Source organism: Bordetella genomosp. 11 (genome assembly GCF_002261215.1).
Taxonomy (GTDB): domain Bacteria; phylum Pseudomonadota; class Gammaproteobacteria; order Burkholderiales; family Burkholderiaceae_B; genus Bordetella_C.
Map to the genome: position 1 here is coordinate 4309385 of NZ_NEVS01000004.1, position 21471 is coordinate 4330855.

Here is a 21471-nt window from a genome sequence, read left to right on the forward strand (position 1 = left end):
GGCGTATGCCGTTCTCAGGCCGTCAGTGTCTCGGCGGATGCCGTGGGTGTGCGCCGTCGCACGTGGTAGGCGCGAACGCCTGCACGCCAGTCGGCGGACTGTTCAGGTGCCATGTCGAGGTAGCTCAAGGGGCACGAGTAGTAGTACGGGTGCATGGACTCGTCCAATGGCTTGTAGCCCCATTGGCCGTCGCTGCGTTCGAGCAGATCGCACCGGATATGGCGCAGGGACTGGCCCGGCGCGAGCTCACGATGCACGCCTTCGGCCTTGGCCGTCACTTCGAGCACGGACCAAAGGACATTGCCGCGCAGCGTGTGGGCGATGACCTTCACGCTCGCGCGCTCGGTCTCCTGCGGTGCGATGAGTTCCGCGATCAGCTCGGACCGCGATTGGTGAGAGAAATACCAGCCCATGAGAGCCTCCTGGAAAAGTCAGGCTGGAGGCTTCCCTTCCGGGGAAAGCTCCCAGCGGGTGGTGAAATGCCGTCTATGCGGCGATGGATGCCAGTGCGGCCTTATGAACCGCAACCAGCCGGGCAACAACCCAGTTCGATGCCATGTGAGCAGTAGCCGTGTGCAGCGTTCCAGTCTTGGGTCTCCTGCCGTTCGGCAGGTGTTTCGTAGCCCCATTCCCGTGCGATTTGCAGAGCCTGGGTGCGCTGGTCCTCGGGCAGTTGACGAGCTTGAGCGCCGATTGACGAGCTGAAGCGTTCGACGTAGTAGTCGTAAGACAGCCCGCAGCCCTTGGCTGCTTGTTCAGCCGTGGTGTCGCAGATCGCCCGCCAGGCGGGTTCATCCAGCGGGCGGGCATCTGCGGTGGGCTGTGATGGGGTATCGCAAGCGATGGTGGACATGGTGAAAACCTCCAGAAAGGAACTGGAGTCCTTCCCCGCGAGGGGAAGGTGCCCCAGCGGGTGATGAAGAGCACTGCGGATGCGGTGCCCGTGTTTACGCACAAGTCATGCAGGTTGAAGTTCGGCCTCGCGGCTCCACTCCTGCGTCTTGAAGTCCAACGCATAGCGCAGTTCGCCCAGGCGGGCGATCTGCGCGCGCAGGGCGCGGCGGTCGATGGTCGAATCCAGTTTCACGGACTCGCCCAGCGGCCACAGGATGCCGAACAGTGCGGCGTCGCCGTCTTCGGCACTGCCGGAAACAGTGGCAGCAGCAGGCTTCGGCGCATCCACTCCGAAGGGCGTGGTATCGACCAGCGGGTCCGCCGACGCCTGCGTGGGTGCTGGCTTGGCGGGCTTGGATGCTTTGACGGGCTTGGTCGGCGTTGCCGCAGGCTGCGCCCCTTGCTCTTCATCGAGCGGATCGACTTCCTGGGTGGCGAAGCTGCGAGCTTCGTCACGGCTCAGTTTGTCGATGCCATTGAGCGTCATGCCGTCGAGGTTGGCGCGGATTTCTAACCGTGCACCGCCCGCGACCGGATAGGACTTTGCGAAGATGTAGCGAATGACAAAGTCCCCGTCGTACTTGCCTTCGGGGTACTGTTCCAGCTCCGCGTCTTTGACCGCGAATTCGCCGATGGGGGTGGTCAGTCGACCGACCGTGAACGGGCCATTCTTGCCGCGGATGGTCCGCAACGTGAGCTGGCCCGGGACGACGATGGGCAGGACTGATCTTGTGGGTGCCGTTGTGGCTGTCATGATGGTTCTCCTTGGGGAAATAGGAAAAAGGCAAGGCCCCGTGAGGGGCCATGCCGGATCAGAACGGATCAGCCAGCGCCGGCTCCTGCTCTTCGACTTGCGCCTCGGGCTCGCGCTCAGCGGACTCGGCGGGTTGTTCGGCAGCGGTGTCGGCAACGTCCTCGGCTTCGGGCGCGAGTGCGTCCTCAGCTTGCGGCGGCTCGGCTTTCGCCTGGCTCGTCGGATAGACCTGGACGCCATCGATCTTGATCAGACCGATGTGGACCAGTGTCGATTCGAGGTTCGCACCCGGTTCCCCGGCGCGCTCGCCCTTGGTGCGGATGTACGGATCGATCTTCATGTCGTTCAACTTGAAGCTGATCAGCACCTTGCGGTCCCCTTCGATGGCCTGGATGCACCGGCGAACCAGATGCTCGGCTTCAGGAGTGGCGACGATGGTGTCGAAGTACCGGTACTCCGGTTCATCGACGGGCCCGTTCAGGGCGGCGATGGTGCACGACAGGAAGGGATCGCCATCCTTGGGGGTGACGTCCTTCACTCGGCTGAGGTAGCCGATGCCACGGGTGATCAGTTCATGCTGCTTGATCGAAGCCAGTTCGGCCCGGTCCAACAGTTCGGACTTGAGCAGACGTGCCTTGAGGGACGCGCCGGCCTGGCCCTTCTTGTCACCCTTATCGCGGATGAATGGATCACCGCGCAGATCGCCGGTGCGAAAGCGCACCAGCGGACGCTGCTTCGGGTCGTCAACGCCGATATAGCTCTCGACAAGTTTCTTGGCCTCGGCACCCGAGACTTTGACGTCGAAGTAGCGGTAGATCGGGTCTTTGGGGGAGCCGACCATCGCGGCGATCATGCATGCCAGGAAAGGCTGTGCACGGCGGCCGCCCTTGACGGGTACTTCACGGGCGCGTTGGATGTAGCCAATGCCCGAGGTGTGGATGTCGAAATAGGATTGTTCGTTGGACGTGGTGCTCATGGTGAATCTCCATAGGGATGAAGCGGAGACACACCGGCCCCACGCATGCGGGGAAAGGTGCGTAACCCCGCGGTGGGTTGATAAGGCGAAAGCATCCGCCACCAGAAACTGGTGGCCGCTCGCGGACGGATGCGGAGCGAGCTGGCTCGGTCACGCAGTGGGAACTGCGCCGCAACCTCGAAGACCGATGGTTGCCTGGCATGTCGCTGACAACGTCAGCAGGCATGGGGACAGCATGGCCGAGCCTTGCGCGTATCGCCGCAATCAATCGGCATCCAGGGGCTTCCGTATTTGTCAGTCGCCGCAAAAGCAGGCGATCGGTTCCTCTGCAGCGTCGAACAGGTCACCCTGGGCGGCGGCGAAGCGCGCCAGGTCGGCGTAGCTGGGGCCGTCGGCACGGAACCGGGCGCCGCTGGGCTTGCTCGCCAGGTTCAGAGACTCCATGCGAATCCACCACACGGCGGCTTCGGGCCTGGCCTTGATGAGCGCCAGGCGCTGCCCGCGCGGTTTGAGGAAACACAGGTCGCAGTTTCCTTCGAGCGTGCGCCCGTTCACCGTGAGCAGTTCGAGATTGAACGGCTGCGCCTGCCAGAACGTGCCCACGTCGCGCACCGTGACGCGGGCGTCCGCCAGCGGCATGCACATGGTCTCGTGGATCGATTCAGTCGAGTGGCCGCGCGCACGGATCTTGGCGACACGGCGCTGCTCGTCGGCGCGGATGCCGATCATCTGGTCCCAGTCCGTCCAGCCCAGATGCCGAAGATAGCGGTGCATCGGGCGAATCTTCAGACTGGTCGTGCAGCCTCGCGCCACCGGGTTGGGCAGATACTGGCGCTTGCGGATCAGCGCCTCGAACGGCTCACCCTGGCGGCTGGCCCGGTCAAAATCGACTTGCGTATAGCCTGGTTCCGTGGACAGGTATTCGAGCCAGTGGATGGGGATCTGCCAGTGCTCGGCGCAATCGCGCACAAAGCGCAAAGTCGCTTCCACTTCCTTGCCCGTATTGGCGAAGCAGACCACGGTGTCGGCAGGCAGGCCGCCGTTGGCCTGCAGCACACGCCAGAGCATGTAGGCACTGGTGCGTCCGCCGGAAAAGCTGATGCAGGTTGGTTGGGTGATCTTGAATGGATCGTGCATGCGGTCGTCTCCGTAGGCATGTCGGCGGTCGGGCCGACGAGGCAGGCCATGGCGGCCGGAGACGAAAGCGCACGCGCGGCAAAGGCTGCGCGTGCGGATAAAAGAAAGCCCCCGTATGTGGCGTATGTCGGGGGCTGTGAAGGCTGTGCGGCAATCGCCGCATCAGGCCGGTGAAACCACCTCCAGCGACAGGTGCGTGGCGGTGGCGGACAACATCAGGTCGTCGGTGCCGTGCAGGATGCGGGCGAAGACACCTTCCTTCGGGTCGAAGAACTCGCCGAAGTCGTCGCCGCCCAGTTCGGTACGCGCCAGTTCCCACCAGTCATCGAACGGATCGATGTCCGGGTTGCAGCCGACGGCATAGGCCAGCAGCTTCACCCGACCGTCCGGGCGGCGTTCCCCGTGCTCGGCGAGGAAGTACACGCCTTGGTCCTTGGCGAGGGCGATACGGCCTTGGTTGGCAATGGCTTCGGCCAGTACGGGGCGCAGGTCGGTGCCTTTGAATCGCAGTGACATGATTGAAATCTCCGGTGTGGAAAGAGATCGGCATAGGGGGCAGCCCTTTAGGGCTGCGCCCCTGCCACACCACCCGGCATGCGGGTCCGCACCGGGCGGTTCGAGAGGTTGAGGTCAGGCGAGTCGAGGTAGGCCCAGGCGGTCGAACCAGGCCACGGTCAGTACGCTGCCCAGCAACTTGCCGCTGTTGCGCCACCAACGGCGGCCATTGGCCGCGATCTGGTGGGCCACATCGTGGCTCGCGCCCAAGGCACGCAGTTCCCGGAACATGGTTTTGCCGCGCTTCCAGTGCTTGAGCTGGATTGCCCGCAGCCGATGCCTCAGCCACTCGTCCAGCCCGCGCCACACACCCGGCGTTTGCGACAGCCCGAAGTAGGCCTTCCAACCCAGCAGGTACGCACGCAACTTCTGCACCACTTGCCCCAGGCTGCGTCCGCCGCTGCGCCCGGTCATCTCCCGGATACGCTGCTTGAACGTCGCCAGCGGCTTGGCCGCCACTGCGCGTTTGACCTGTTTGCCCGGGGCCACCCATAAGGCATATCCCAGGAACTTGCGGTTAAACGCACTGGCCACCGCGCTCTTGGCTTCGTTGACCTTCAGCTTGAGCCGACCGTACAACCGGCGCAGCAGCACCATCACCCGCTGGCCCGCCAGACGACCGCGCACGTACACGTTGCAGTCATCGGCGTAGCGCACGAAGCAATGCCCCCGCCGCTCCAGCTCCCGATCCACCTCGTCGAGCAGCACATTGGCCAGCAGCGGCGACAGCGGACCGCCTTGCGGCGTTCCCTGGTCCCGCTCCATCACCACCCCGCCATCCATGATCCCCGCGTTCAGGTACGCCCGCACCAACCGGATCACTCCAGTATCGGCAACGCGCCTCTGTAACCGCTCTATCAGGATGTCGTGGTTGACCCGGTCGAAGAACTTCTCCAGGTCCACGTCCACCACCACGCGCCGCCCCGACTGCACGTACGACTGCGCGGCCAACACCGCGTCGTGCGCACGTCGCCCAGGACGGAACCCGTAGCTGTGCTCGCTGAAGCTCGGATCGAGCAACGGTTGCAGCACTTGCAGCAACGCCTGCTGGATCAGCCGATCCGTCACCGTCGGGATGCCCAACTCGCGCTGGCCCCCGTCGGGCTTCGGGATCGTCACCCGCCGTACCGGACTGGGCCGGTACGTCCCCTGCAACAGCCGCTCACGGATGCGCGGCCACTTGGTCCTCAACCGTTGAACCGTCTGGTCTATGTCCAGACCGTCCACGCCTGCCGAGCCCCGGTTGGCCCGCACCCGCTTGAGCGCCCGCTTCAGGTTCTCTCGCGTCAGCGCCGCTTCCAACAGCGCCGACCCTGTGCCCTCCTGCCCAGGCCGCGGACCCTCGGCTTCGTCACGACACACCCCAGCCGGGGCTTCACCCCGGCCTACGGCACAACGCCCCGCTTGCGCAGGCTTCTGACGCATGGCCCCAGATATCGACATGGTTTCAGACACTCCCTCTCGTTCGGCCCTTCGCGCCCCGCTTCGGCCTCACCGGCCACACGGCGGCACTACTACGACCTCTGCTGACGCCTCGCTCCGGCTCAACACCGTTACCCTTTCAGGATCGAGGCGAGGCCTCCCCAGGTAAGCACGCACTCCTTCATCGCACAACCGCCGCATCTACGCCGCCTCGCCTTGACCACAAGAGCTTCGCGGTTCCTTGCCCGCTCCCCCTGCTCGGCAACGCCTTCTATGCGGTTCTTGTCCATCGGCTCGCGATTTACGCTCCACGCTTCCTCCCCACATTTGGTCGCCCTCATGCAGTTGCGTTTCGCTTCGTTCGTCGTGATCCACTTACGGCGGGACTTGCACCCGCAGGAGCACGCACATGCTGGGCGCACAAAGAAAGGGCCTTCCACCCGAATGGATGGAAGGCCTGTAGAGGCATGCGTATTCAGCCGTAGTGCTGCTGCGCTTCCTGCCATGGGACGAAGCACGCATCGCCGCCAGTTGAGATGGGAGGCTGCAAGCGCCCGATCTCTTCCGCCGAGAAGCACGTGGCCTGGTCAAGCGTGACCCAGCCGAACTCGTTGGACCAGAAGCCGGCGCTGTCGCCGACGGCCGACTCGTTGGGCGAATACACCACCCAAGCGTCGCCAACTTCGCTCGTCATGCCGAGAGCGCCTGACGTCGCCGGGTCGCCTTGGCATCGATGACGTTCACCTGGATCTGACGCCAGCGCCCGTCGTCGATGAGCCGATTCAGCACTTCACCGAGCATGTCGAAATACACCTCGTCGTGCCGATCGACCAGTTCGAGTGATTCACCATCATTGCGGTTCAGTTCCACCACGTAGGTATCGCCCGCGCGGTCGTACAGGATCGTTACCTGGCCCACGAACTTCGCGGTCGAGACCGTGAAGCTAATCGCCGGAGGCGTTTCGATGATCTTGGACGGGGCGGGATCGACCCATGTGAAGTCGGTGGCGCCCGCATCGACCAGCATGTGGGTGATACGCCGGAAGCCATCGGGTGCCGGCATTTCCTCCATCTGCTCGATGAGCTGGCCCAGTTCCATGCACTTCGGCTCGGGGATGGGCAGTTTGGCCGGCGCGGAGCCGAGGATGTGCCTCGTGATGGTGTAAGGCTTGCCGTCCGAGGTTGTCTCGGTGATGACTTCCGGGGTGTCCGCGCGCAGGCCGTCGAAACGGCGCCGAGCGTAGGGCTGGACATGCACCTTGGCGCCTTCACTGGGAACAGTGCTCACCAGGTTGGGATCGAGCACCGCGAACTCGCTGGGCTTGAGCTTGACGACAATGGCGTCGTTGGTCGCCGCAACCACCTTGCCGTCGAAGGGCTGGGGATCGATGGCGAAGCCCAGCGTCGAGGACTTCGGCTGATCGTCGAACACTCGGTACTTGAACGACCGCACGTTGCGGGGGACATGGCCTGCGACAAGCGAAGGCATCAGGGTCTTGATGAGAGAGCGATCCATGGGAAATCTCCTTGAAGATGAAACAAGGGATTCCCGGCCCACAAGGGAGAGATCCCTTGTGGGTGGATAGACGCGGTGCGTCCGTAGGAAGATTCGACCAACACGGTTTCCCGCGCTTGCAGCCTCGAAGGTCTCGACTGCCTGGGCATGTATCGGCAGCGCCGACGAACATGGTGCCGAGGATGGCCCAGGAAAGACCGGCGCGCTCGTGGAAATCCGCACCGCGCCGTGCCCGCTTTCCCGCGCTGTGAGTTCGTAGCTGTCCAGACCAATGAGGCATGCCAGCGGATGGCGGTAGGCGTCGAATTCCCTTTTGACGAGGCGTTCGTACAAGTGCAAGGAACTGCGGGGCGTCGTAGAAAGCAGGTTTTCTGCGCGGTGCGATCGTCGGTAATGGCAAGGACCATCAACTGGCTGTCCCGTGCGGTTGGCGCGAGGAGCGCAGCTGGCCCTGTTGCCGAGATGCCTTTTCGCCTTGAAGGTGGGCTGCGTCTTCATTAATTCAATAAATGATGTATCATTGAATAATGAATGAAGATCAAGCTGTTTCCGCCCTGAGCGCCCTGGCGCACACCCAACGCCTGCGCGTGTTCCGCGCCCTGGTCGTGGCCGGGCCGGAAGGACTCACACCCAGCGTCCTCGCCGACCAACTCGACGTGGCCCGCAATGCCTTGTCTTTCCACCTGAAGGAGCTGGCCCACGCCGGCCTCGTCACTATCGAGCAGCAGGGCCGCAACCTGATCTATCGCGCCGAGTACAGCCACATGAACGGCCTGATTGGCTACCTGACCGAGCATTGCTGCCAAGGCGGTGTCTGCGAGGTTTCCAACACCACCACCCACTGCGACTGCTGATGCCATGACCACCGCCACCACCTACAACGCCTTGTTCATCTGCACGGGCAATTCGGCCCGCTCCATCCTCGCCGAAGGCATCCTCAACGACATAGGCCAGGGGCGGTTTCACGCCTGGTCGGCAGGCAGCCATCCGAAAGGCGAGGTTCACCCGCTGGCGCTCGCTACGCTAGAGCGGCTGCACCTGCCGACAACGGGCTACCGCAGCAAGAGCTGGGACGAATTCTTGAAGCCCGATGCGCCGGTGTTCGATTTCATCTTCACTGTCTGCGACAACGCCGCCGGCGAGGCCTGTCCGCTGTGGCCGGGCAAGCCGGTGTCGGCGCACTGGGGCGTGCCTGACCCGGCAGCCGTAGAAGGCTCCCTGGAACGACAAAGCAAGGCATTCTTCGACACCGCCATGACGCTGCGCCGACGTATCGAGTTGTTCCTGTCGCTGCCGATCAAGAGTCTCGATGCCATGTCGTTGCAGCGCGAACTGCGCGACATCGGCCGCCAGTGAGGCCCGCCCGATGAGCGCAACCGATACCGCCGGCGCCGCGCCCTCAAACTCCGCGATGAGCGGCTTTGAGCGTTACCTGACGCTATGGGTGGCGGTGTGCATCGTCGCTGGCATCGCGCTCGGCCAGTTCGCGCCCGCCGCATTTCAGGCCATCGGCCGCATGGAGATTGCCCAGGTCAACCTGCCGGTCGGCCTGCTGATCTGGGTAATGATCATCCCCATGCTGCTGAAGGTGGACTTCGCCGCGCTCGGCCAGGTGCGCCAGCATTGGCGCGGCATGGGGGTCACGCTGTTCATCAATTGGGCCGTCAAGCCGTTCTCGATGGCACTGCTGGCGTGGATCTTCATCCGCCACGTCTTTGCCGAATGGCTGCCCGCCGACCAGCTCGACAGCTACATCGCCGGCCTGATCCTGCTGGCTGCCGCGCCGTGTACCGCCATGGTTTTCGTCTGGAGCCGGCTGACCGGCGGCGATCCGGTGTTCACGCTGTCGCAAGTGGCCTTGAACGACACCATCATGGTGTTCGCCTTCGCGCCCATCGTCGGCCTGCTGTTGGGCCTGTCCTCGATCACGGTGCCGTGGGACACCTTGCTGGTGTCGGTGGGTTTGTACATCGTCATTCCGGTCATCCTTGCGCAGCTCTGGCGTCGTGCGCTGCTGCGCCGGGGCCAAGCCGCATTTGATCGGACACTGGAACGCATCGGCCCGTTGTCGATCGCCGCGCTGCTGCTGACGCTGGTGCTGCTGTTCGCCTTCCAGGGTGAGGCCATCATCCGCCAGCCCCTGGTGATCGCCATGCTCGCGGTGCCGATCCTGATTCAAGTGTTCTTCAATTCCGGGTTGGCCTACTGGCTCAACCGCCAGGCGGGCGAAAAGCACTGCGTCGCTGGACCATCCGCGTTGATTGGCGCCAGCAACTTCTTCGAGTTGGCCGTGGCCGCGGCCATCAGCCTGTTCGGTTTCCATTCCGGCGCGGCGCTGGCCACCGTGGTCGGCGTGCTCATCGAGGTGCCGGTGATGCTGCTGGTGGTGCGCGTGGTCAACCGCTCGCGCGGCTGGTACGAGCGCCGCCCGACTACTTCGTAATCTCCAAGAGGCATCCATGAGCACCATCACGATCTACCACAACCCGGCCTGTGGCACCTCGCGCAACGTGCTCGGCTTGATCCGCAACAGCGGTGAGGAACCTACCGTCATCGAGTACCTGAAAACGCCGCCCGACCGCGACACGCTCCAGGCGCTGATCGCGGCGATGGGCGTGCCGGTGCGAGACGTGCTGCGCGAGAAAGGCACGCCCTATGCCGAACTCGACCTGGGCAACCCGAGGTGGAGCGACGACGACCTGATCGGCTTCATGCTCCAGCATCCCATCCTCATCAACCGGCCTATCGTGGTCACGCCGCTAGGCACGCGCCTGTGCCGGCCTTCGGAAGCCGTGCTCGACCTGCTGCCGCAGCCGCAGCGCGGCGCGTTCAACAAGGAGGACGGCGAGCCAGTGGTCGATGAGAAAGGCCGCCGTGTCTGAATCCCGTCTCGACCTGCCGAACATCGACGCGGCGCTGTTCCAGCAACCGGACACCGAACACCTGTTCGCGCCGGCACGGGCCACGCATGCGCCGCGCTTCCTGCTGCTCTACGGCTCGCTGCGCGAACGCTCGTTCAGCCGCCTCGCAGCCGAAGAAGCCGCGCGCATCCTGCGGGCGCTGGGCGGCGAAACCCGATTGTTCAATCCGTCCGGCCTGCCACTGGTGGACGATGCGCCGGCCGATCACCCGAAGGTCAAGGAACTGCACGAATTGGTGCAATGGGCCGAAGGCATGGTGTGGAGTTCGCCGGAGCGCCACGGCGCGATGACCGGCCTGATGAAGACGCAAATCGACTGGATTCCGCTGTCGGTCGGCGCGGTGCGCCCGACCCAAGGCAAGACGCTGGCGGTGATGCAGGTGTCGGGCGGCTCGCAGTCGTTCAACGCCGTCAACCAGATGCGCGTGCTGGGCCGCTGGATGCGGATGCTGACCGTCCCGAACCAGTCCTCGGTCGCCAAGGCATACCAGGAGTTCGACGAGGCCGGACGCATGAAGCCCTCGGCCTATTACGACCGCATCGTGGACGTGATGGAAGAACTGATGAAGTTCACGCTGCTCACCCGCGACGCGGTGCCGTATCTGGTTGATCGGTACAGCGAGCGCAAGGAAAGCGCCGAGGCGTTGAGCCGGCGGGTCGGTCAAGCGGCGATCTGAGCGGCAGGCCAGGAATTCGTTGAGGCTGCAAAGCATCGTCAGTTCAAGTTTCAGAAAGCACATGCATGTGATGCACGCGCGGTATTTCTTGATAAATCGACTTTATCGAGCTGCGGTGCAGTTCAGCGAATACCGATCTGGAGCCATGGTCAAGAAGAAAAAGCCCCTCGGAAGGGGCTGGGTAGGTCAAGCTTCGTACACGAAGTAGTGCTCGCGCTGACGCGGGAAGAACACATGCTTCCACGTGTCGCCGCTGGTGCTGCCACCGTCGAAGACGACCATTTCGTAGTCGTCAATGTCGGTGTCCGCCAGGTCGGCGCTGTCGATATGGCGCATGTGCAGCGTGCCGCTCATACGCTCGAAGACCAGGATCTGGCCGATGGCGTCGTCCTGGCCCATGGCGTTGACGCAGGCTCCAAGCTGATGCTCGAAGTCGCATGCGGGCGAGATGAGGTCGGGGAACATGGGGTTGCTCCTATGAAAATGGACTAGCCCGGCTCCTGGTGAGGAGACGGACCGGCATGGGGGACAAAGAGGAATGTTGGCGCGTAACGCGGCTACTACGACTCGCCCAACGGCAGACCCAGCAACACGGGCGCGTCTGCGTCGAGGATGAGGATGCGGACATCGGCCTGGCCAGCCAGGTCAAGGATGTTCGCCAGGTCGTCGGGCATGCCCTTGCTCCGGTGCTCTTGGCGAAGCTGTTCCGCGCTGATGCCTTCGGAATACTCCAGGTTCTTATCCGTCCAGGGCGTGGAGATCAGCTTGATGCCGATCGCCGGGCTGTACGGCACCCGGAAGGCGATGAACAGGAAGGCCTCTGGCGTGGCGAGGTCTGCCAGATTGGCGAGGTACTGGCCGGTTTCGTGGCTGATGTGTGCACTGCTGATTTCCCAGCACCGGCTGTAGTAGCCGGTCTCGAAGCTCAGCCGTCGAATCACCTCCCGAGCTGACTCTTCAGAGTAGGTGTCCCCGATATGGCATGGGCGACCGTCGAAGTCATAGCCCTCGATTGCGTAGACCACCGAGCGCACGATGCCTTCGGTTTGGCACAGTGCCTCCAGATCGGCAGGTACCTCCTGGCCCTCGGTGATCAGTGCGAAGTCGGCACCGACCAGGCATGGGAACTGTGCTGCCTGATCGTCAGGCAGGTGTGCCTGGCTTAAATGCAGCGGCCGCCATACCGGCGGAGAATCGTCCTCGCAGGTGATGAGCAGTGTACGAACAATGCGCAGATTCGAATAACCGCGGATGAAGGGGTTGTCGGCCTCGGACATGGATTACTCCTGGATAGAGAATACCGAGGCCGCTCCCCATCGGGGAATGAGACCCCGGTGGGTTGGAAGTGGAAAATGCGTCAGGCAGCACTGAGTGCTGGCGCTTGGGCCAGCCGCTCTGCAACGCGGCGACGTACATTCATACGAAATTGCCCGTCATTGATGCCGGCGAGTAGGCTGCCGGCCTCCATGGCGATCACGGCCGAGGCCTCTTCTGCGTCGGAGGCCAGAATGGCTTTGCGCAACTGGTCTCCGAGTTGGAGGGCCTGTGAAGACGCTCGGGCGACCTGAACCTCCCGGCTCAGATAGCTGCCGTCGCCACCGAACTCGAACAATCGCGGTTTGCTGCAATACCAGCACCCCTCGAATTGAATGGCGGTCAGGTGATGGCCGTCGTTCAGACAGGTGGCGATCAGAAGCAATGCGTCGAGATCGGCGCTGTCGGGCTGTACGGCGGCCAGTCCTGGACCAGGACGGATTGCACAAGGCCGCCTTCGAGCACGACGGCGAAGCTGGGATGGGGGAACATGTGTCGCTCCTTCAGAAAAGTCGGAGGGACACGGCCCCCGGAGGGCACGTGTCCCTCGTTTGGGGTGGATAGGAATGGCGGCGTGACCCGCAAGGGCCTTACCAGCCGTTGTAGTGCAGCACCAGGCTGGCGATGACCCGGCGGCGAGCAAGGTCGAGGCCGCTCAGATCGGCCAGGCCTTCAAACCCGCAGCGGCGCAGCAAAGACGCGCTCCTGCGGGCGTTGTAGAAGCTCACCATCGCGGCGAGGAACATGCGTTCCCCGCTGCTCAGTAAGCCCAGGGACCTGCTGATCTGCCGCACGTTGGGGCATAGATCCCATTTGTCGCGGGCTTGTTCAAAGCCCTTTTTGGTGCAGTCGCCAAACCACCGGGGGCCTGCGATCTGCACACCACGTTTCCATGCCTTGAAGAACGCATCGGGAGCAGCAACGAAGTGCTGCCGCTCCCGTGCGATCTGCTCGGCAACTTCCAGGGGAAGCTGGCTCATGAGAGATTCCTTATAGAGTGGATCAAGGGATGGCGAGCTGAGACCAGCCGCCTCTTGCGAGGGCGCGTTCCGCGGCAGCGAAGCTGCGGAAGTACTCGCGGGACTCCCGCGAGACAGGCCCTTGGGAATCGCGCGTTCCGATGTAGTGACCGGCGGCGCTATGCAGGACTTCGAGCGGCAATTGCTTGCCGGTGCAGAACAAGGCGAGTTCGCCGAAAGAGGCGCGTGGCATGGTCGGACTCCTTGGAGGATGCGAGGCGACCAGGCCCGTACGGGATGGCAGCTCCCGCTGGGGTTGACGAAGGTGCATCGGCGTCGCGAGGACGCTCGTCCGCAGGACGATGCTGGGCGGACTGGTGGGTGATACGGAGTGAATTCCGCGCAGCCTGGAACCCTGGCTGCTGGCATGTGCTGACGAATCAGCGAACATGCGGGCAGCTTCGTGCGCGAGCCGCGCTGCGTCAGTTGAAAAACCGCATCCGGCCCCGTCCCGATTCATGCGCAGCAGAAAAAGAAACAGCCGCGCGTCGTGCGGGGCCGTCAGGACGGAGCGAAGGCGCCGGGTCAGTCGGGCTTGTCGCCCAGGACATGCTGCTTCCACAAGTCGAATGCCTGCTCGGGCGCAAGCTCGGCGAGGATCACGATGGGCTTGTCTTGCCGGTCGCGCAGCGCAGCAAAGTACGCCTCGCGGTCGGCGATGGCCTTGAGCTTGATGCCCTTGAGGTATTTCAGCTTGCCGTCCTTGATGAACAGCACCTTGTTGCCGATGTCGCGGTTGAACGCGGTACGCACCGTGCGCTCCGAGTGCATGGCATCGGCCAGTTGATCGACAAGGAAATCGAGCGACATGTCGATGGAAAGAGGCTCTGCGCCTTCGTGCTCGGGGTCGAACAAGGCGGGCGGCAGGCCTTTGGCGAACGACTCGGCATCGGCCAGCAGTGCGGCCTTGCCGGTGAGCGCGCGGATGAATGTCGAACCGCCGTGCCCGTCGTTGCGGGCCTCGGCGATGGCAGCGCCGTCGAACACGACGGTGGCGGTGAAGCACAGCGTTTCCTCGCTGGCGAAGTCGGCCACCTTGAGGTTCTTCAGCGTGATACGGTCTTGCTTGGTGATGTTTTCCATGGGAAGTCCTGAAATTGACCGGCAGGCGACACGCCCCTGGCGGGATGTGGCGACCATCCCGTGGGTTGGAGAAAGGAGGCATCGGTGCCCCGGTGGGCAGCGTTCGCCGGTGAGATGCCGAGGCGAACTGGCGGGTGGCGTGGGCGGACCCCACGGCAGCCTGGACACCCTGGCTGCGGGCATGGCGCTGCGACAGCAGCAACACATGCGATGGAGCATCGGCCCAGCGTCGCCGTGCGTCATCCGGCAATCTGAATTCATCGCCACCGGATTGGCGTGCCCCATGAAAAACAGCTCCCCGAAGGGAGCTGCAAAGGAGGATCACTGCACGCTGGCGAGCTTGCCATCGGCGTCGAAGCTCAGGCGCACGGTGGCACCGGCGAGCTTGGGCTGCGGGGTGTATCGCCAGGACCTGGGCAGCAGTTCCTCAATGGCACGGGCAGGCGAAACCGAGCAGCCGACCGCGATGAACGTGGCGATGGTCTGCGCATCCGCGTCCTCGCGAGCCTGGTCGTAGCGGTCATCGAAGATGTAGTCCGACAAGAGACTGGTGACGTCTCCCGCGTGGGGCGTCACGTAGAGTCGGCCGTGCCTGCGGATGGCAGATACCGCATATTCGCGGGTGTCTCCCCCAAAGCTGGCGGACAGTGTTCCGACTAAGGTGACGCCAGTGATGTCGCCGTTGAATGGAAGGTTGTCATCCGCGTGGAGAACCTCGCCGTGGTGGATGCCGACCTGATCCGGGTCCGCATGGTGGAGAAGCTCGAACAGCCAGTGGTCGCCATCGAGACGGTGTTCTTCCAGCAGAAATGCCTGTCTGGCCGCCAGGTAGACCTCGGCGGTTGGCACATCGTCATCGTCTTCGGCGTCGATGGACCAGACACCGGCTTCTTGGAGTGCTTCGCGAGCGACAACGCCCTCGGCATGAGGGCGATCCCAGTACCTGGCCCAGTGACTGCGAAAGCCTGGCGGTTCATGGGGCCAGTCGCGGAACCAACTGCGCGGCACGAAGGGGATGCTGCTGAGCAGGTCGGCGTTCGATGAAGACAGGCACGTGGATGCGTACAGCATTACGAACTCGGCCCCGGACAGCCGCTCCTTGGCTTCGATCAGTGCCTGCCGAAAGGCCAGCTCGACCGCAGCCTGGATGCGCTTGCCATCCTCTTCCTCATGGAGCAGATGCTGGCGATCCGGTGGACGGGCGATCATGTCGTCACGCAACTTCACGATCTGGTGCCGCTGCGAAGATGGCCATCTTCCGATGGGAAGTCCTTGTAGGTAGCAGCGGTACTGAGACGGCGCTCCTTCCAGGTCGATGAGCACCTGACCGACGTCCGTATCCCGCCAGGCCAAACCTGGCCGGGACAGCGGGCGCTCGCACTCCGTGCCGTTGAATGTCACGCGGACGGGGAAGGCTTCGCACAGCCGCACCAGTTGCTGGGCGACCCACTGGGTCAGTGTCGGGCCTTTGTACGGGGGCTCGACACCGCACAAGCGGATCTCGGTGCCGATGCGCGCTGGCGCGGCGATGACGTCGATGTCTTCACCGCTGATGATCGCAGCGGTGGTGGCGCGAAACGCCATGTCCAGCGAATGCACCCGCAGGCTGCGCGCGAAGTACAGCGTGGAGAGGACACCGATGCCGAAAGGGTTTTCGCGGACCTTCAGTTCCTCGTCCCAGCCAGATTCGGCGATGCAGATGAGGCTCTGGAGGTTGGCGATGCCTTCGCCGTCGTCGCTGACGGTGAGCGTGTCGCCTTCGGTGGAGATGTGGATGTGGCGGGCTTTGGCGCGCCGGGCGTTCTGTAGCAGCTCGCCCAGCATCGAGGCCTGGGTGAACGCATAGCGATAGGTTTCGATCAGGCGGTTCTGGTTCGTCTGAAGACGGATGGTGCTCATGGCAGGGTTCCTTGGATGAGGTGGTGCGCCGGTCAGGCGCGGGGATGGAAGCGGCGCACACCGAAGCCCGCCGCGATGGCGTGCTGGGCGGCAATGGCCGGTCTGGGGGAAATGGGCGGACAGGCCCGATGGAGATGCAGCACCAACGCCCGGGGCGGGCGCGTGTCCGTGGCACGGTGCGATGCGGACAAGGAGGTCGACGCGGGAGAGTCCGCGGCGCAGCCTGAAAGACCGTGGCTGCTGGCAGTCGCCGACGCTTCGGCCATGCAGGGATGAGAATGGCGTCAGCCGCCTTTCGCGTCGCGCATCAATCCGAATCGGTTGCGTCCGTCTTGTGCAGGCGCTGCACCAGCCGCTGGCCCAACCATGCCATGCACGGGACGGCCATGGAGTTACCAATGGCCTTGTAGCGCGGGGCGTCGGCGGCGGGCTTGCCGCGATACGGGATCAGCGTGTAGTCGTCGGGCATGCCTTGCAGCCGTTCGCACTCCACCGGCATCAGCCGGCGCACCCGCCAGTGCGACCAGTCACCGGGGCCCGGGTCGTTCCAGTCGTAGCGGAAATACGCCTCGAAGTCGGGAGCCAGCACGTGGAGCTTGTCGGCACCGCCGCCGCTGGTGCGCAAGGCCGCCGCAACGTCGCCGCCCAGCTCGGCGGCAAGGCCCTGCTGCCGTCCCCGCAGGGCAACGCAAGCCACCATTGGCACTCCGTATCCCGGCTTGCCGCTGGACAGGACGGTGCAGGCCACCTGTCCATGGCCCGACTCGAAGCGCACTTCACCGCGGTTGTTCTGCGCGAAGGCGATGGCGGGCACGACGCCGGCGTTCGCATGGCTGTTGCGATGCCCGCCGGCACGCAGCGTCGGCGACCGGTCGAGCGTGGCATCCGCGCCGCTGCCCTGGGCGGTGAAGGCGATGATCGGGACACCCTTGCCCGTGCCGTCCTCACTGCTGCCCTTGCCGTTGTTGGCGGTATCGAGGGTGTGGGCGATGTCTCCGGCGATCGACTGCACCATGAACGTCTCGGTGCGGATGTCGTGTTTGGGGCCTGCGGCCATCAGGCATGCCGCAACATCGACGGGGCCAGTGCCGCCACTGAACCCGAACGTCGTCGTGACCTTGCCATAGGGTTGCTTCAGTCCTGCGTACCCGCTGCCTGCTGCTTGAGCGCCAGATCCAGCAGTGCGGGCAGCTTCTTGCCACGGCGCGCAGCCCGCAGAAGAATCCCCGAGCAGGCCTGCGCGCTCAAAAAGTACTTCGGCGGGATCGAGGTCATCTCCACCACTTGCCACAAGAAACACACGCTTGCGGCGTTGGGCGACGCCGAAATGTTGGGCGTCGAGCACGCGTCAGGCGATGCGGCGGCGGGGTCCACACACACAACCTGCGTGCGCCCACCGATCCCCTGGCGGCTGGAGCGCACGGCTTTCTCCGGCCAATGCGCCCAGGAAGTGCCCGAAGGCATTGCTGCGGTCGTTGAGGACGCCCGGGACGTTTTCCCAGACGAGCGTGGCCGGCGAGCGGCGGTCTTGGTGGCGGGTTTGGTCGATGGCATTGGCTAACTCCACATAGGCAAGGGTCAAGGCGCCGCGTGGGTCATTCAGACCGCGCCGCGCGCCGGCCACGCTGAACGACTGGCACGGGGTGCCGCCGACCAGGATGTCCGGCGCGGGCACAGCGCCGGCCCGCACCTGGCGGGCGATCGCGGTCATGTCGCCCAGGTTGGGAACGCGGGGGTAGTGGTGGGCGAGCACGGCGCTCGGGAAGGCATCGATCTCGGCGAACCACGCGGCTTTGAGGCCGAGGGGTTGCCAGGCGAGGCTCACGGCCTCAATCCCGCTGCACACGCTGCCGTAGAGCAGCGGTGCGGCGCGCGGCGCAGCGGTGACGCAAGGGTGTTGAAGGTGCATGTCGGATCTCCTGTTCGTGTGGCCCAGGGCTTGAACTGGAGTCAAGGCGGGCCGGGACGTTGATGGGCAGGAGAAAGGTGCCGAAGGCCCTGCGGCCTTCGGCTCGGGAGGAATGAATAACCACCCGTGGGCTGTTGCAGGCCCGGTCGTCGCTAGAACCGTCTGCTGTCAGCAATCACACCCGGCCCATGTCGTGGCTGGGGCCGGCATCGTCTAGGCGCACATCCGCGCACAAAGGGAGCCCGTTTTTGCACCGGCGGGCACCGGCACCGAATACCGCTGACCACGAAGGGTCTCCCGATGGTTCGCGCAGCCTGGAAAGGCAAGCCATCGGGGGACCCTTCGCAGGGGCGGAAGAAGCGCAGATCAGGAGAACGCGCGCAGCGCTGTTCGCGGAAGAAGCCACCTTCAGGTCCCACGGCCGGGGACGGCCGGGCGGGACGCGCACACGAATCGGGAAGGCAATGCGCGCTGGGCGTCCCGCAGGGCATGCGGGACACGGGCCACACCGCCGATGGCGGGGACGGCTCACGGGGAACGGGGTCGGTCAGGCGCCCTTGCGGCCTGTGCCGCTGCGGCGCGGGGCGCGCGAGGCACCACGCTTGGACGTGCCGGACTCGACCGGCAGCGTGCCTTTGCAGTCGGGGTAGCGACTGCACGACCAGAATGGGCCGCTCTTGCCGGTGCGCTGGCGCGTGGGAGCACCGCAGAGCGGGCAAGGCGGTCCTTGGGGAACCTTGATGGACAGCGAGGTGCTGCCGTACTGCGCGATCAGTTGCGAGATCCAGGCGGCCTGCTTGCCGATGAACACATCCAGGGTGAGCTGTCCGGCCTCGATCATGTCGAGCGCCTGCTCCCACACGGCAGTCGTGCCGGGGTCGGCAATCGCTGCGGGCACGGCGTCGATCAGTGTGAAAGCTACCTCCGATGCACGGATGGAGCGACCCTTCTTCACGAGATAGCCCCGCGTCAGCAGGCCGGTGATGATGTTGGCGCGCGTGGCTTCGGTGCCGATGCCCGTCGTGTCCTTCAGCTTCTGCTTCAGGCGCGGGTCGGTCACGAAGCGCGCAACGCCCTTCATCGACTTGACCAGTTCACCCTGCGTATAGGGCTTCGGAGGCAGCGTCTTGAGCGCCTTGATGTCGGCCTCGGCCACCTGACATGCCAGGCCGTCACGCAGCGCCGGCAGTACCTGGCTGCGCGCTGCGCCTTCGCTGTCCTCGTCTGCCTGCGGCTCGGCCAACACCAGACGCCAGCCCCTGATGATGACCTGCTTGCCGGTGGCCGCCAGCGTCTGCTGACCGCAGGCGAGATTCGCCACGGTGCGGTCAAACTCGTGATGGGGCAGGAACTGGGCGAGGTAATGCGCCCGGATGAGCCGGTACACCGCCAGTTCCTTCACGCTCATGGCGGAGAGGTTGGCGGGCTCCAACGTGGGAATGATGCCGTGGTGGGCGGTGACCTTGCCGTCGTTCCAGGCGCGTGAGCGCTGGGAGCGATCGAGCTGGTCCATGATTGGGCGCAGAGAGGGATCGGACTTGAGCACGCTGTCCAGGACCGTAGGTACTTCGGCGAACATGCTCTCGGGCAGATAGCCGGAATCCGAACGCGGGTACGTGGTGGCTTTGTGCGTTTCGTACAGGGCCTGGGCGATCTCCAATGTCTCCTGCACATCCAGCCCGAGCTGTTTGGAACAAACCTCCTGAAGCGTCCCCAAGTCGAACAGCAGCGGCGGGCCTTCGCGCACACGCTCGGTTTCCACGGATACCACCTGGGCGCTACCCACGGCGCGAATCTGCTGCGCGGCCTGCTGGGCGACGGGCTGCTGCACGCATCGGCCGGCGTCGTCGGTGCAGCCATCGGGCGGAACCCACTGCGCACTGAAAGCCTGGTCGCCTGCGGACAGGGACACGTCGATGGCCCAGAACGGCACCGACTTGAAAGCCGCGATCTCGCGGTCGCGGTCTACCACGAGCTTCAATGTCGGCGTCTGTACGCGGCCAACCGAAAGCACACCGTCGTAGCCTGCCTGCCGGCCCAGCACGGTGAACAACCGGCTGAGGTTCATGCCCACCAGCCAGTCGGCGCGCGAGCGTGCCAGCGCCGAGTAGTACATCGGCAGCGTGTCGACTGAAGGCCGCAGCTTACCGAGCGCGGTGCGGATCGACGCATCGTTGAGCGCCGAGAGCCAGAGGCGTTCGATGGGGCCGCGGTAGCCGCAAAGCTCGATGATCTCGCGGGCGATCAGTTCGCCTTCGCGGTCGGCATCGGTCGCGATGACGAGATGGGTCGCCTTCGCCAGAAGGGCCTTGACGACCTTGAATTGCGTGGCGGTCTTCGGCTTGACCTCGACCCGCCACTGCTGGGGAATGATGGGCAACTGCTCCAGCGACCAGCGCTTGAGCGCTGCGTCATAAACCTCGGGTGCTGCTGCTTCTACAAGATGGCCGATGCACCAGGTGACGGTGACGCCGGAGCCGTTGAGACAGCCTTCACCGCGCTGCGTGGCGCCGAGAATACGGCCAATATCCTTGCCCTGAGAGGGCTTCTCGCACAAGAACAGCCGCATGTCCGTCCATCCGAATTCCGTAGTTCATGGAGTTGCTGGATTCGAGGATGCCGATCACTGCCAGAGGCAGCAGCAAACAAGCCGCATGCGGTGGCGACCGCTTTCACGGGGTGCAATGACGGGAGGGGAAATGGCGCGTGGCCGAGGGTGTGTACGTCGGGAGCCGCGATTTCCGGGAGCGCGTGGAAGTCAGTGGACTTCCATGGAGTTATCCCCAGGGGATAATTCCACCAATGGCTACGGCACCGAACTTCTGTACACCAGGTCTTGATTGCCTGCCGAGGGTTCGGCCTTCTCCGCACTGATTGCATGGAGGGCGGCGAAGAATGCTGGCCGCCCTCCATGCCGGGTTACTTCCTGCGCTTGGTCTCTTTCGGCGCAGCCGAATCGTCGTTGGCCTGGGGCTTTGGCTCTGCTGCCTCCTGCTGCGGCTTCGGGCTGAGGGTCACAGACTCGATGCGGTACGGCAGGATGCCGACGCTACGGGCGTTGATCTGCCAGGTTTCGCGCGGCTGTTCCTCGTTGTCCGTCCAGGGTTCGCGCTCCATGCGGCCGATGACCAGCACGCGCATGCCCTTTTGATACAGGTCCTTCCAGTGCTCGGCATCGCGATGCCAAATCTCGACGGGAGCCCAGAAGCCGCCGCGGTCCTCGAAGTCACCGCCCTTGGTGGGGACGGGGTTGTCGAAATAGACGTTCAGCCGCAGCAAGCGCCGCGGTTCATCGTTGCCGCTGGGAAATTCGCGGTACTCAGGGGGCGAACCGATGTTGCCTTCGCCGGAAAAATGCGTGCTCATGTTGCAATCTCCATGGTGGTTGAAATACCCG

At 64.3% G+C, this 21471-nt stretch carries 26 protein-coding genes; 5 read left to right on the plus strand and 21 right to left on the minus strand.

All coding sequences use genetic code 11. The features are described from left to right. Window positions 1-14: 14 nt before the first annotated feature. The 9 genes from CAL28_RS27030 to CAL28_RS27075 form a co-directional block, all read right to left on the minus strand. Window positions 15-413 carry a hypothetical protein gene (locus CAL28_RS27030; protein ID WP_066123840.1) on the minus strand — a complete coding sequence of 133 codons (399 nt, stop codon included), beginning with the start codon at window positions 411-413 and terminating at the stop codon, window positions 15-17. A 101-nt stretch (window positions 414-514) separates the two neighbouring features. Then, window positions 515-853 carry a conserved plasmid protein gene (locus tag CAL28_RS27035; RefSeq protein ID WP_080323941.1) on the minus strand — a complete coding sequence of 113 codons (339 nt, stop codon included), beginning with the start codon at window positions 851-853 and terminating at the stop codon, window positions 515-517. A gap of 105 nt (window positions 854-958) precedes the next feature. Next, window positions 959-1648 (minus strand): DUF3275 family protein, encoded by a 690-nt coding sequence (locus CAL28_RS27040; RefSeq protein WP_066123843.1) that lies wholly within the window; start codon window positions 1646-1648, stop codon window positions 959-961. A gap of 58 nt (window positions 1649-1706) precedes the next feature. Next, entirely contained in the window at window positions 1707-2624 is a 918-nt protein-coding gene (locus tag CAL28_RS27045; RefSeq protein ID WP_066123847.1) for a DUF3577 domain-containing protein, read from the minus strand. 294 nt (window positions 2625-2918) lie between these two features. Next, a complete protein-coding gene (locus CAL28_RS27050; RefSeq protein ID WP_066123850.1) occupies window positions 2919-3761 on the minus strand; it encodes a phosphoadenosine phosphosulfate reductase domain-containing protein in 843 nt (280 codons plus the stop codon). A gap of 162 nt (window positions 3762-3923) precedes the next feature. Beyond that, window positions 3924-4277 (minus strand): DUF3085 domain-containing protein, encoded by a 354-nt coding sequence (locus CAL28_RS27055; protein WP_066123853.1) that lies wholly within the window; start codon window positions 4275-4277, stop codon window positions 3924-3926. A 114-nt stretch (window positions 4278-4391) separates the two neighbouring features. Further along, window positions 4392-5759 (minus strand): group II intron reverse transcriptase/maturase, encoded by a 1368-nt coding sequence (ltrA, locus tag CAL28_RS27060; protein WP_066123854.1) that lies wholly within the window; start codon window positions 5757-5759, stop codon window positions 4392-4394. Window positions 5760-6213: 454 nt separating this feature from the next. Beyond that, on the minus strand, window positions 6214-6432 hold the full coding sequence (locus CAL28_RS27070; protein ID WP_066123857.1) for a hypothetical protein: 219 nt from the start codon (window positions 6430-6432) through the stop codon (window positions 6214-6216). Then, window positions 6429-7253: a GTPase gene (locus tag CAL28_RS27075; protein ID WP_066123859.1), complete on the minus strand. Its 825-nt coding sequence runs from the start codon at window positions 7251-7253 to the stop codon at window positions 6429-6431. The genes CAL28_RS27070 and CAL28_RS27075 overlap by 4 nt, the downstream gene beginning before the upstream one ends. A 527-nt stretch (window positions 7254-7780) precedes the next feature. Here CAL28_RS27075 and CAL28_RS27080 point away from each other — a divergent pair. From CAL28_RS27080 to arsH, 5 genes are read left to right on the plus strand one after another with little or no spacing between them, the layout of a single operon-like run. Beyond that, window positions 7781-8107 carry an ArsR/SmtB family transcription factor gene (locus CAL28_RS27080; protein WP_066123862.1) on the plus strand — a complete coding sequence of 109 codons (327 nt, stop codon included), beginning with the start codon at window positions 7781-7783 and terminating at the stop codon, window positions 8105-8107. A gap of 4 nt (window positions 8108-8111) precedes the next feature. Further along, window positions 8112-8609 carry an arsenate reductase ArsC gene (locus CAL28_RS27085; protein ID WP_066123865.1) on the plus strand — a complete coding sequence of 166 codons (498 nt, stop codon included), beginning with the start codon at window positions 8112-8114 and terminating at the stop codon, window positions 8607-8609. Window positions 8610-8619: 10 nt separating this feature from the next. Further along, a complete protein-coding gene (gene arsB / locus CAL28_RS27090) occupies window positions 8620-9696 on the plus strand; it encodes an ACR3 family arsenite efflux transporter (RefSeq protein ID WP_066123868.1) in 1077 nt (358 codons plus the stop codon). A gap of 16 nt (window positions 9697-9712) precedes the next feature. Next, window positions 9713-10135 (plus strand): arsenate reductase (glutaredoxin), encoded by a 423-nt coding sequence (arsC, locus tag CAL28_RS27095; protein ID WP_066123871.1) that lies wholly within the window; start codon window positions 9713-9715, stop codon window positions 10133-10135. After that, complete coding sequence (gene arsH / locus CAL28_RS27100) at window positions 10128-10850, plus strand: arsenical resistance protein ArsH (protein ID WP_066123874.1); 723 nt, start codon at window positions 10128-10130, stop codon at window positions 10848-10850. The genes arsC and arsH overlap by 8 nt, the downstream gene beginning before the upstream one ends. Before the next feature lie 186 nt (window positions 10851-11036). Here the strand turns inward: arsH and CAL28_RS27105 are convergent, their stop codons facing one another. From CAL28_RS27105 to CAL28_RS27155, 12 genes are all read right to left on the minus strand, one after another. Further along, window positions 11037-11315 (minus strand): uridylate kinase, encoded by a 279-nt coding sequence (locus CAL28_RS27105; RefSeq protein ID WP_066123877.1) that lies wholly within the window; start codon window positions 11313-11315, stop codon window positions 11037-11039. A gap of 95 nt (window positions 11316-11410) precedes the next feature. Next, a complete protein-coding gene (locus CAL28_RS27110) occupies window positions 11411-12127 on the minus strand; it encodes an ABC transporter substrate-binding protein (RefSeq protein ID WP_066123880.1) in 717 nt (238 codons plus the stop codon). A gap of 80 nt (window positions 12128-12207) precedes the next feature. Further along, window positions 12208-12549 (minus strand): hypothetical protein, encoded by a 342-nt coding sequence (locus CAL28_RS27115; protein ID WP_440588417.1) that lies wholly within the window; start codon window positions 12547-12549, stop codon window positions 12208-12210. Between the two features lie 205 nt (window positions 12550-12754). After that, window positions 12755-13144 carry a hypothetical protein gene (locus CAL28_RS27120; RefSeq protein WP_066123883.1) on the minus strand — a complete coding sequence of 130 codons (390 nt, stop codon included), beginning with the start codon at window positions 13142-13144 and terminating at the stop codon, window positions 12755-12757. 22 nt (window positions 13145-13166) lie between these two features. Further along, complete coding sequence (locus CAL28_RS27125) at window positions 13167-13376, minus strand: hypothetical protein (protein ID WP_066123887.1); 210 nt, start codon at window positions 13374-13376, stop codon at window positions 13167-13169. A gap of 332 nt (window positions 13377-13708) precedes the next feature. Further along, a complete protein-coding gene (locus CAL28_RS27130; protein WP_066123890.1) occupies window positions 13709-14266 on the minus strand; it encodes a hypothetical protein in 558 nt (185 codons plus the stop codon). 321 nt (window positions 14267-14587) lie between these two features. After that, window positions 14588-16165 (minus strand): ATP-binding protein, encoded by a 1578-nt coding sequence (locus CAL28_RS27135; RefSeq protein ID WP_066123891.1) that lies wholly within the window; start codon window positions 16163-16165, stop codon window positions 14588-14590. 307 nt (window positions 16166-16472) lie between these two features. After that, window positions 16473-17222, minus strand: a complete 750-nt coding sequence (locus CAL28_RS30320) for a DNA cytosine methyltransferase (protein WP_440588418.1) — start codon at window positions 17220-17222, stop codon at window positions 16473-16475. A 77-nt stretch (window positions 17223-17299) separates the two neighbouring features. Continuing rightward, window positions 17300-17440, minus strand: a complete 141-nt coding sequence (locus tag CAL28_RS30325) for a hypothetical protein (protein WP_440588419.1) — start codon at window positions 17438-17440, stop codon at window positions 17300-17302. A 73-nt stretch (window positions 17441-17513) separates the two neighbouring features. Further along, a complete protein-coding gene (locus CAL28_RS30330) occupies window positions 17514-18074 on the minus strand; it encodes a DNA cytosine methyltransferase (RefSeq protein ID WP_440588420.1) in 561 nt (186 codons plus the stop codon). 547 nt (window positions 18075-18621) lie between these two features. After that, on the minus strand, window positions 18622-20643 hold the full coding sequence (locus CAL28_RS27150; protein WP_066123892.1) for a DNA topoisomerase III: 2022 nt from the start codon (window positions 20641-20643) through the stop codon (window positions 18622-18624). A gap of 350 nt (window positions 20644-20993) precedes the next feature. Next, on the minus strand, window positions 20994-21440 hold the full coding sequence (locus CAL28_RS27155; protein ID WP_066123895.1) for a single-stranded DNA-binding protein: 447 nt from the start codon (window positions 21438-21440) through the stop codon (window positions 20994-20996). Window positions 21441-21471 lie beyond the last annotated feature (31 nt).

Coding starts and splice junctions, on each gene's coding strand:
- CAL28_RS27030 (WP_066123840.1), bottom strand. CDS start 413: ATGGGCTGGTATTTCTCTCACCAATCGCGGTCCGAGCTGATCGCGGAA.
- CAL28_RS27035 (WP_080323941.1), bottom strand. CDS start 853: ATGTCCACCATCGCTTGCGATACCCCATCACAGCCCACCGCAGATGCC.
- CAL28_RS27040 (WP_066123843.1), bottom strand. CDS start 1,648: ATGACAGCCACAACGGCACCCACAAGATCAGTCCTGCCCATCGTCGTC.
- CAL28_RS27045 (WP_066123847.1), bottom strand. CDS start 2,624: ATGAGCACCACGTCCAACGAACAATCCTATTTCGACATCCACACCTCG.
- CAL28_RS27050 (WP_066123850.1), bottom strand. CDS start 3,761: ATGCACGATCCATTCAAGATCACCCAACCAACCTGCATCAGCTTTTCC.
- CAL28_RS27055 (WP_066123853.1), bottom strand. CDS start 4,277: ATGTCACTGCGATTCAAAGGCACCGACCTGCGCCCCGTACTGGCCGAA.
- ltrA (WP_066123854.1), bottom strand. CDS start 5,759: ATGTCGATATCTGGGGCCATGCGTCAGAAGCCTGCGCAAGCGGGGCGT.
- CAL28_RS27070 (WP_066123857.1), bottom strand. CDS start 6,432: ATGACGAGCGAAGTTGGCGACGCTTGGGTGGTGTATTCGCCCAACGAG.
- CAL28_RS27075 (WP_066123859.1), bottom strand. CDS start 7,253: ATGGATCGCTCTCTCATCAAGACCCTGATGCCTTCGCTTGTCGCAGGC.
- CAL28_RS27080 (WP_066123862.1), top strand. CDS start 7,781: ATGAATGAAGATCAAGCTGTTTCCGCCCTGAGCGCCCTGGCGCACACC.
- CAL28_RS27085 (WP_066123865.1), top strand. CDS start 8,112: ATGACCACCGCCACCACCTACAACGCCTTGTTCATCTGCACGGGCAAT.
- arsB (WP_066123868.1), top strand. CDS start 8,620: ATGAGCGCAACCGATACCGCCGGCGCCGCGCCCTCAAACTCCGCGATG.
- arsC (WP_066123871.1), top strand. CDS start 9,713: ATGAGCACCATCACGATCTACCACAACCCGGCCTGTGGCACCTCGCGC.
- CAL28_RS27105 (WP_066123877.1), bottom strand. CDS start 11,315: ATGTTCCCCGACCTCATCTCGCCCGCATGCGACTTCGAGCATCAGCTT.
- CAL28_RS27110 (WP_066123880.1), bottom strand. CDS start 12,127: ATGTCCGAGGCCGACAACCCCTTCATCCGCGGTTATTCGAATCTGCGC.
- CAL28_RS27120 (WP_066123883.1), bottom strand. CDS start 13,144: ATGAGCCAGCTTCCCCTGGAAGTTGCCGAGCAGATCGCACGGGAGCGG.
- CAL28_RS27125 (WP_066123887.1), bottom strand. CDS start 13,376: ATGCCACGCGCCTCTTTCGGCGAACTCGCCTTGTTCTGCACCGGCAAG.
- CAL28_RS27130 (WP_066123890.1), bottom strand. CDS start 14,266: ATGGAAAACATCACCAAGCAAGACCGTATCACGCTGAAGAACCTCAAG.
- CAL28_RS27135 (WP_066123891.1), bottom strand. CDS start 16,165: ATGAGCACCATCCGTCTTCAGACGAACCAGAACCGCCTGATCGAAACC.
- CAL28_RS30320 (WP_440588418.1), bottom strand. CDS start 17,222: ATGGCCGCAGGCCCCAAACACGACATCCGCACCGAGACGTTCATGGTG.
- CAL28_RS30325 (WP_440588419.1), bottom strand. CDS start 17,440: ATGACCTCGATCCCGCCGAAGTACTTTTTGAGCGCGCAGGCCTGCTCG.
- CAL28_RS30330 (WP_440588420.1), bottom strand. CDS start 18,074: ATGCACCTTCAACACCCTTGCGTCACCGCTGCGCCGCGCGCCGCACCG.
- CAL28_RS27150 (WP_066123892.1), bottom strand. CDS start 20,643: ATGCGGCTGTTCTTGTGCGAGAAGCCCTCTCAGGGCAAGGATATTGGC.
- CAL28_RS27155 (WP_066123895.1), bottom strand. CDS start 21,440: ATGAGCACGCATTTTTCCGGCGAAGGCAACATCGGTTCGCCCCCTGAG.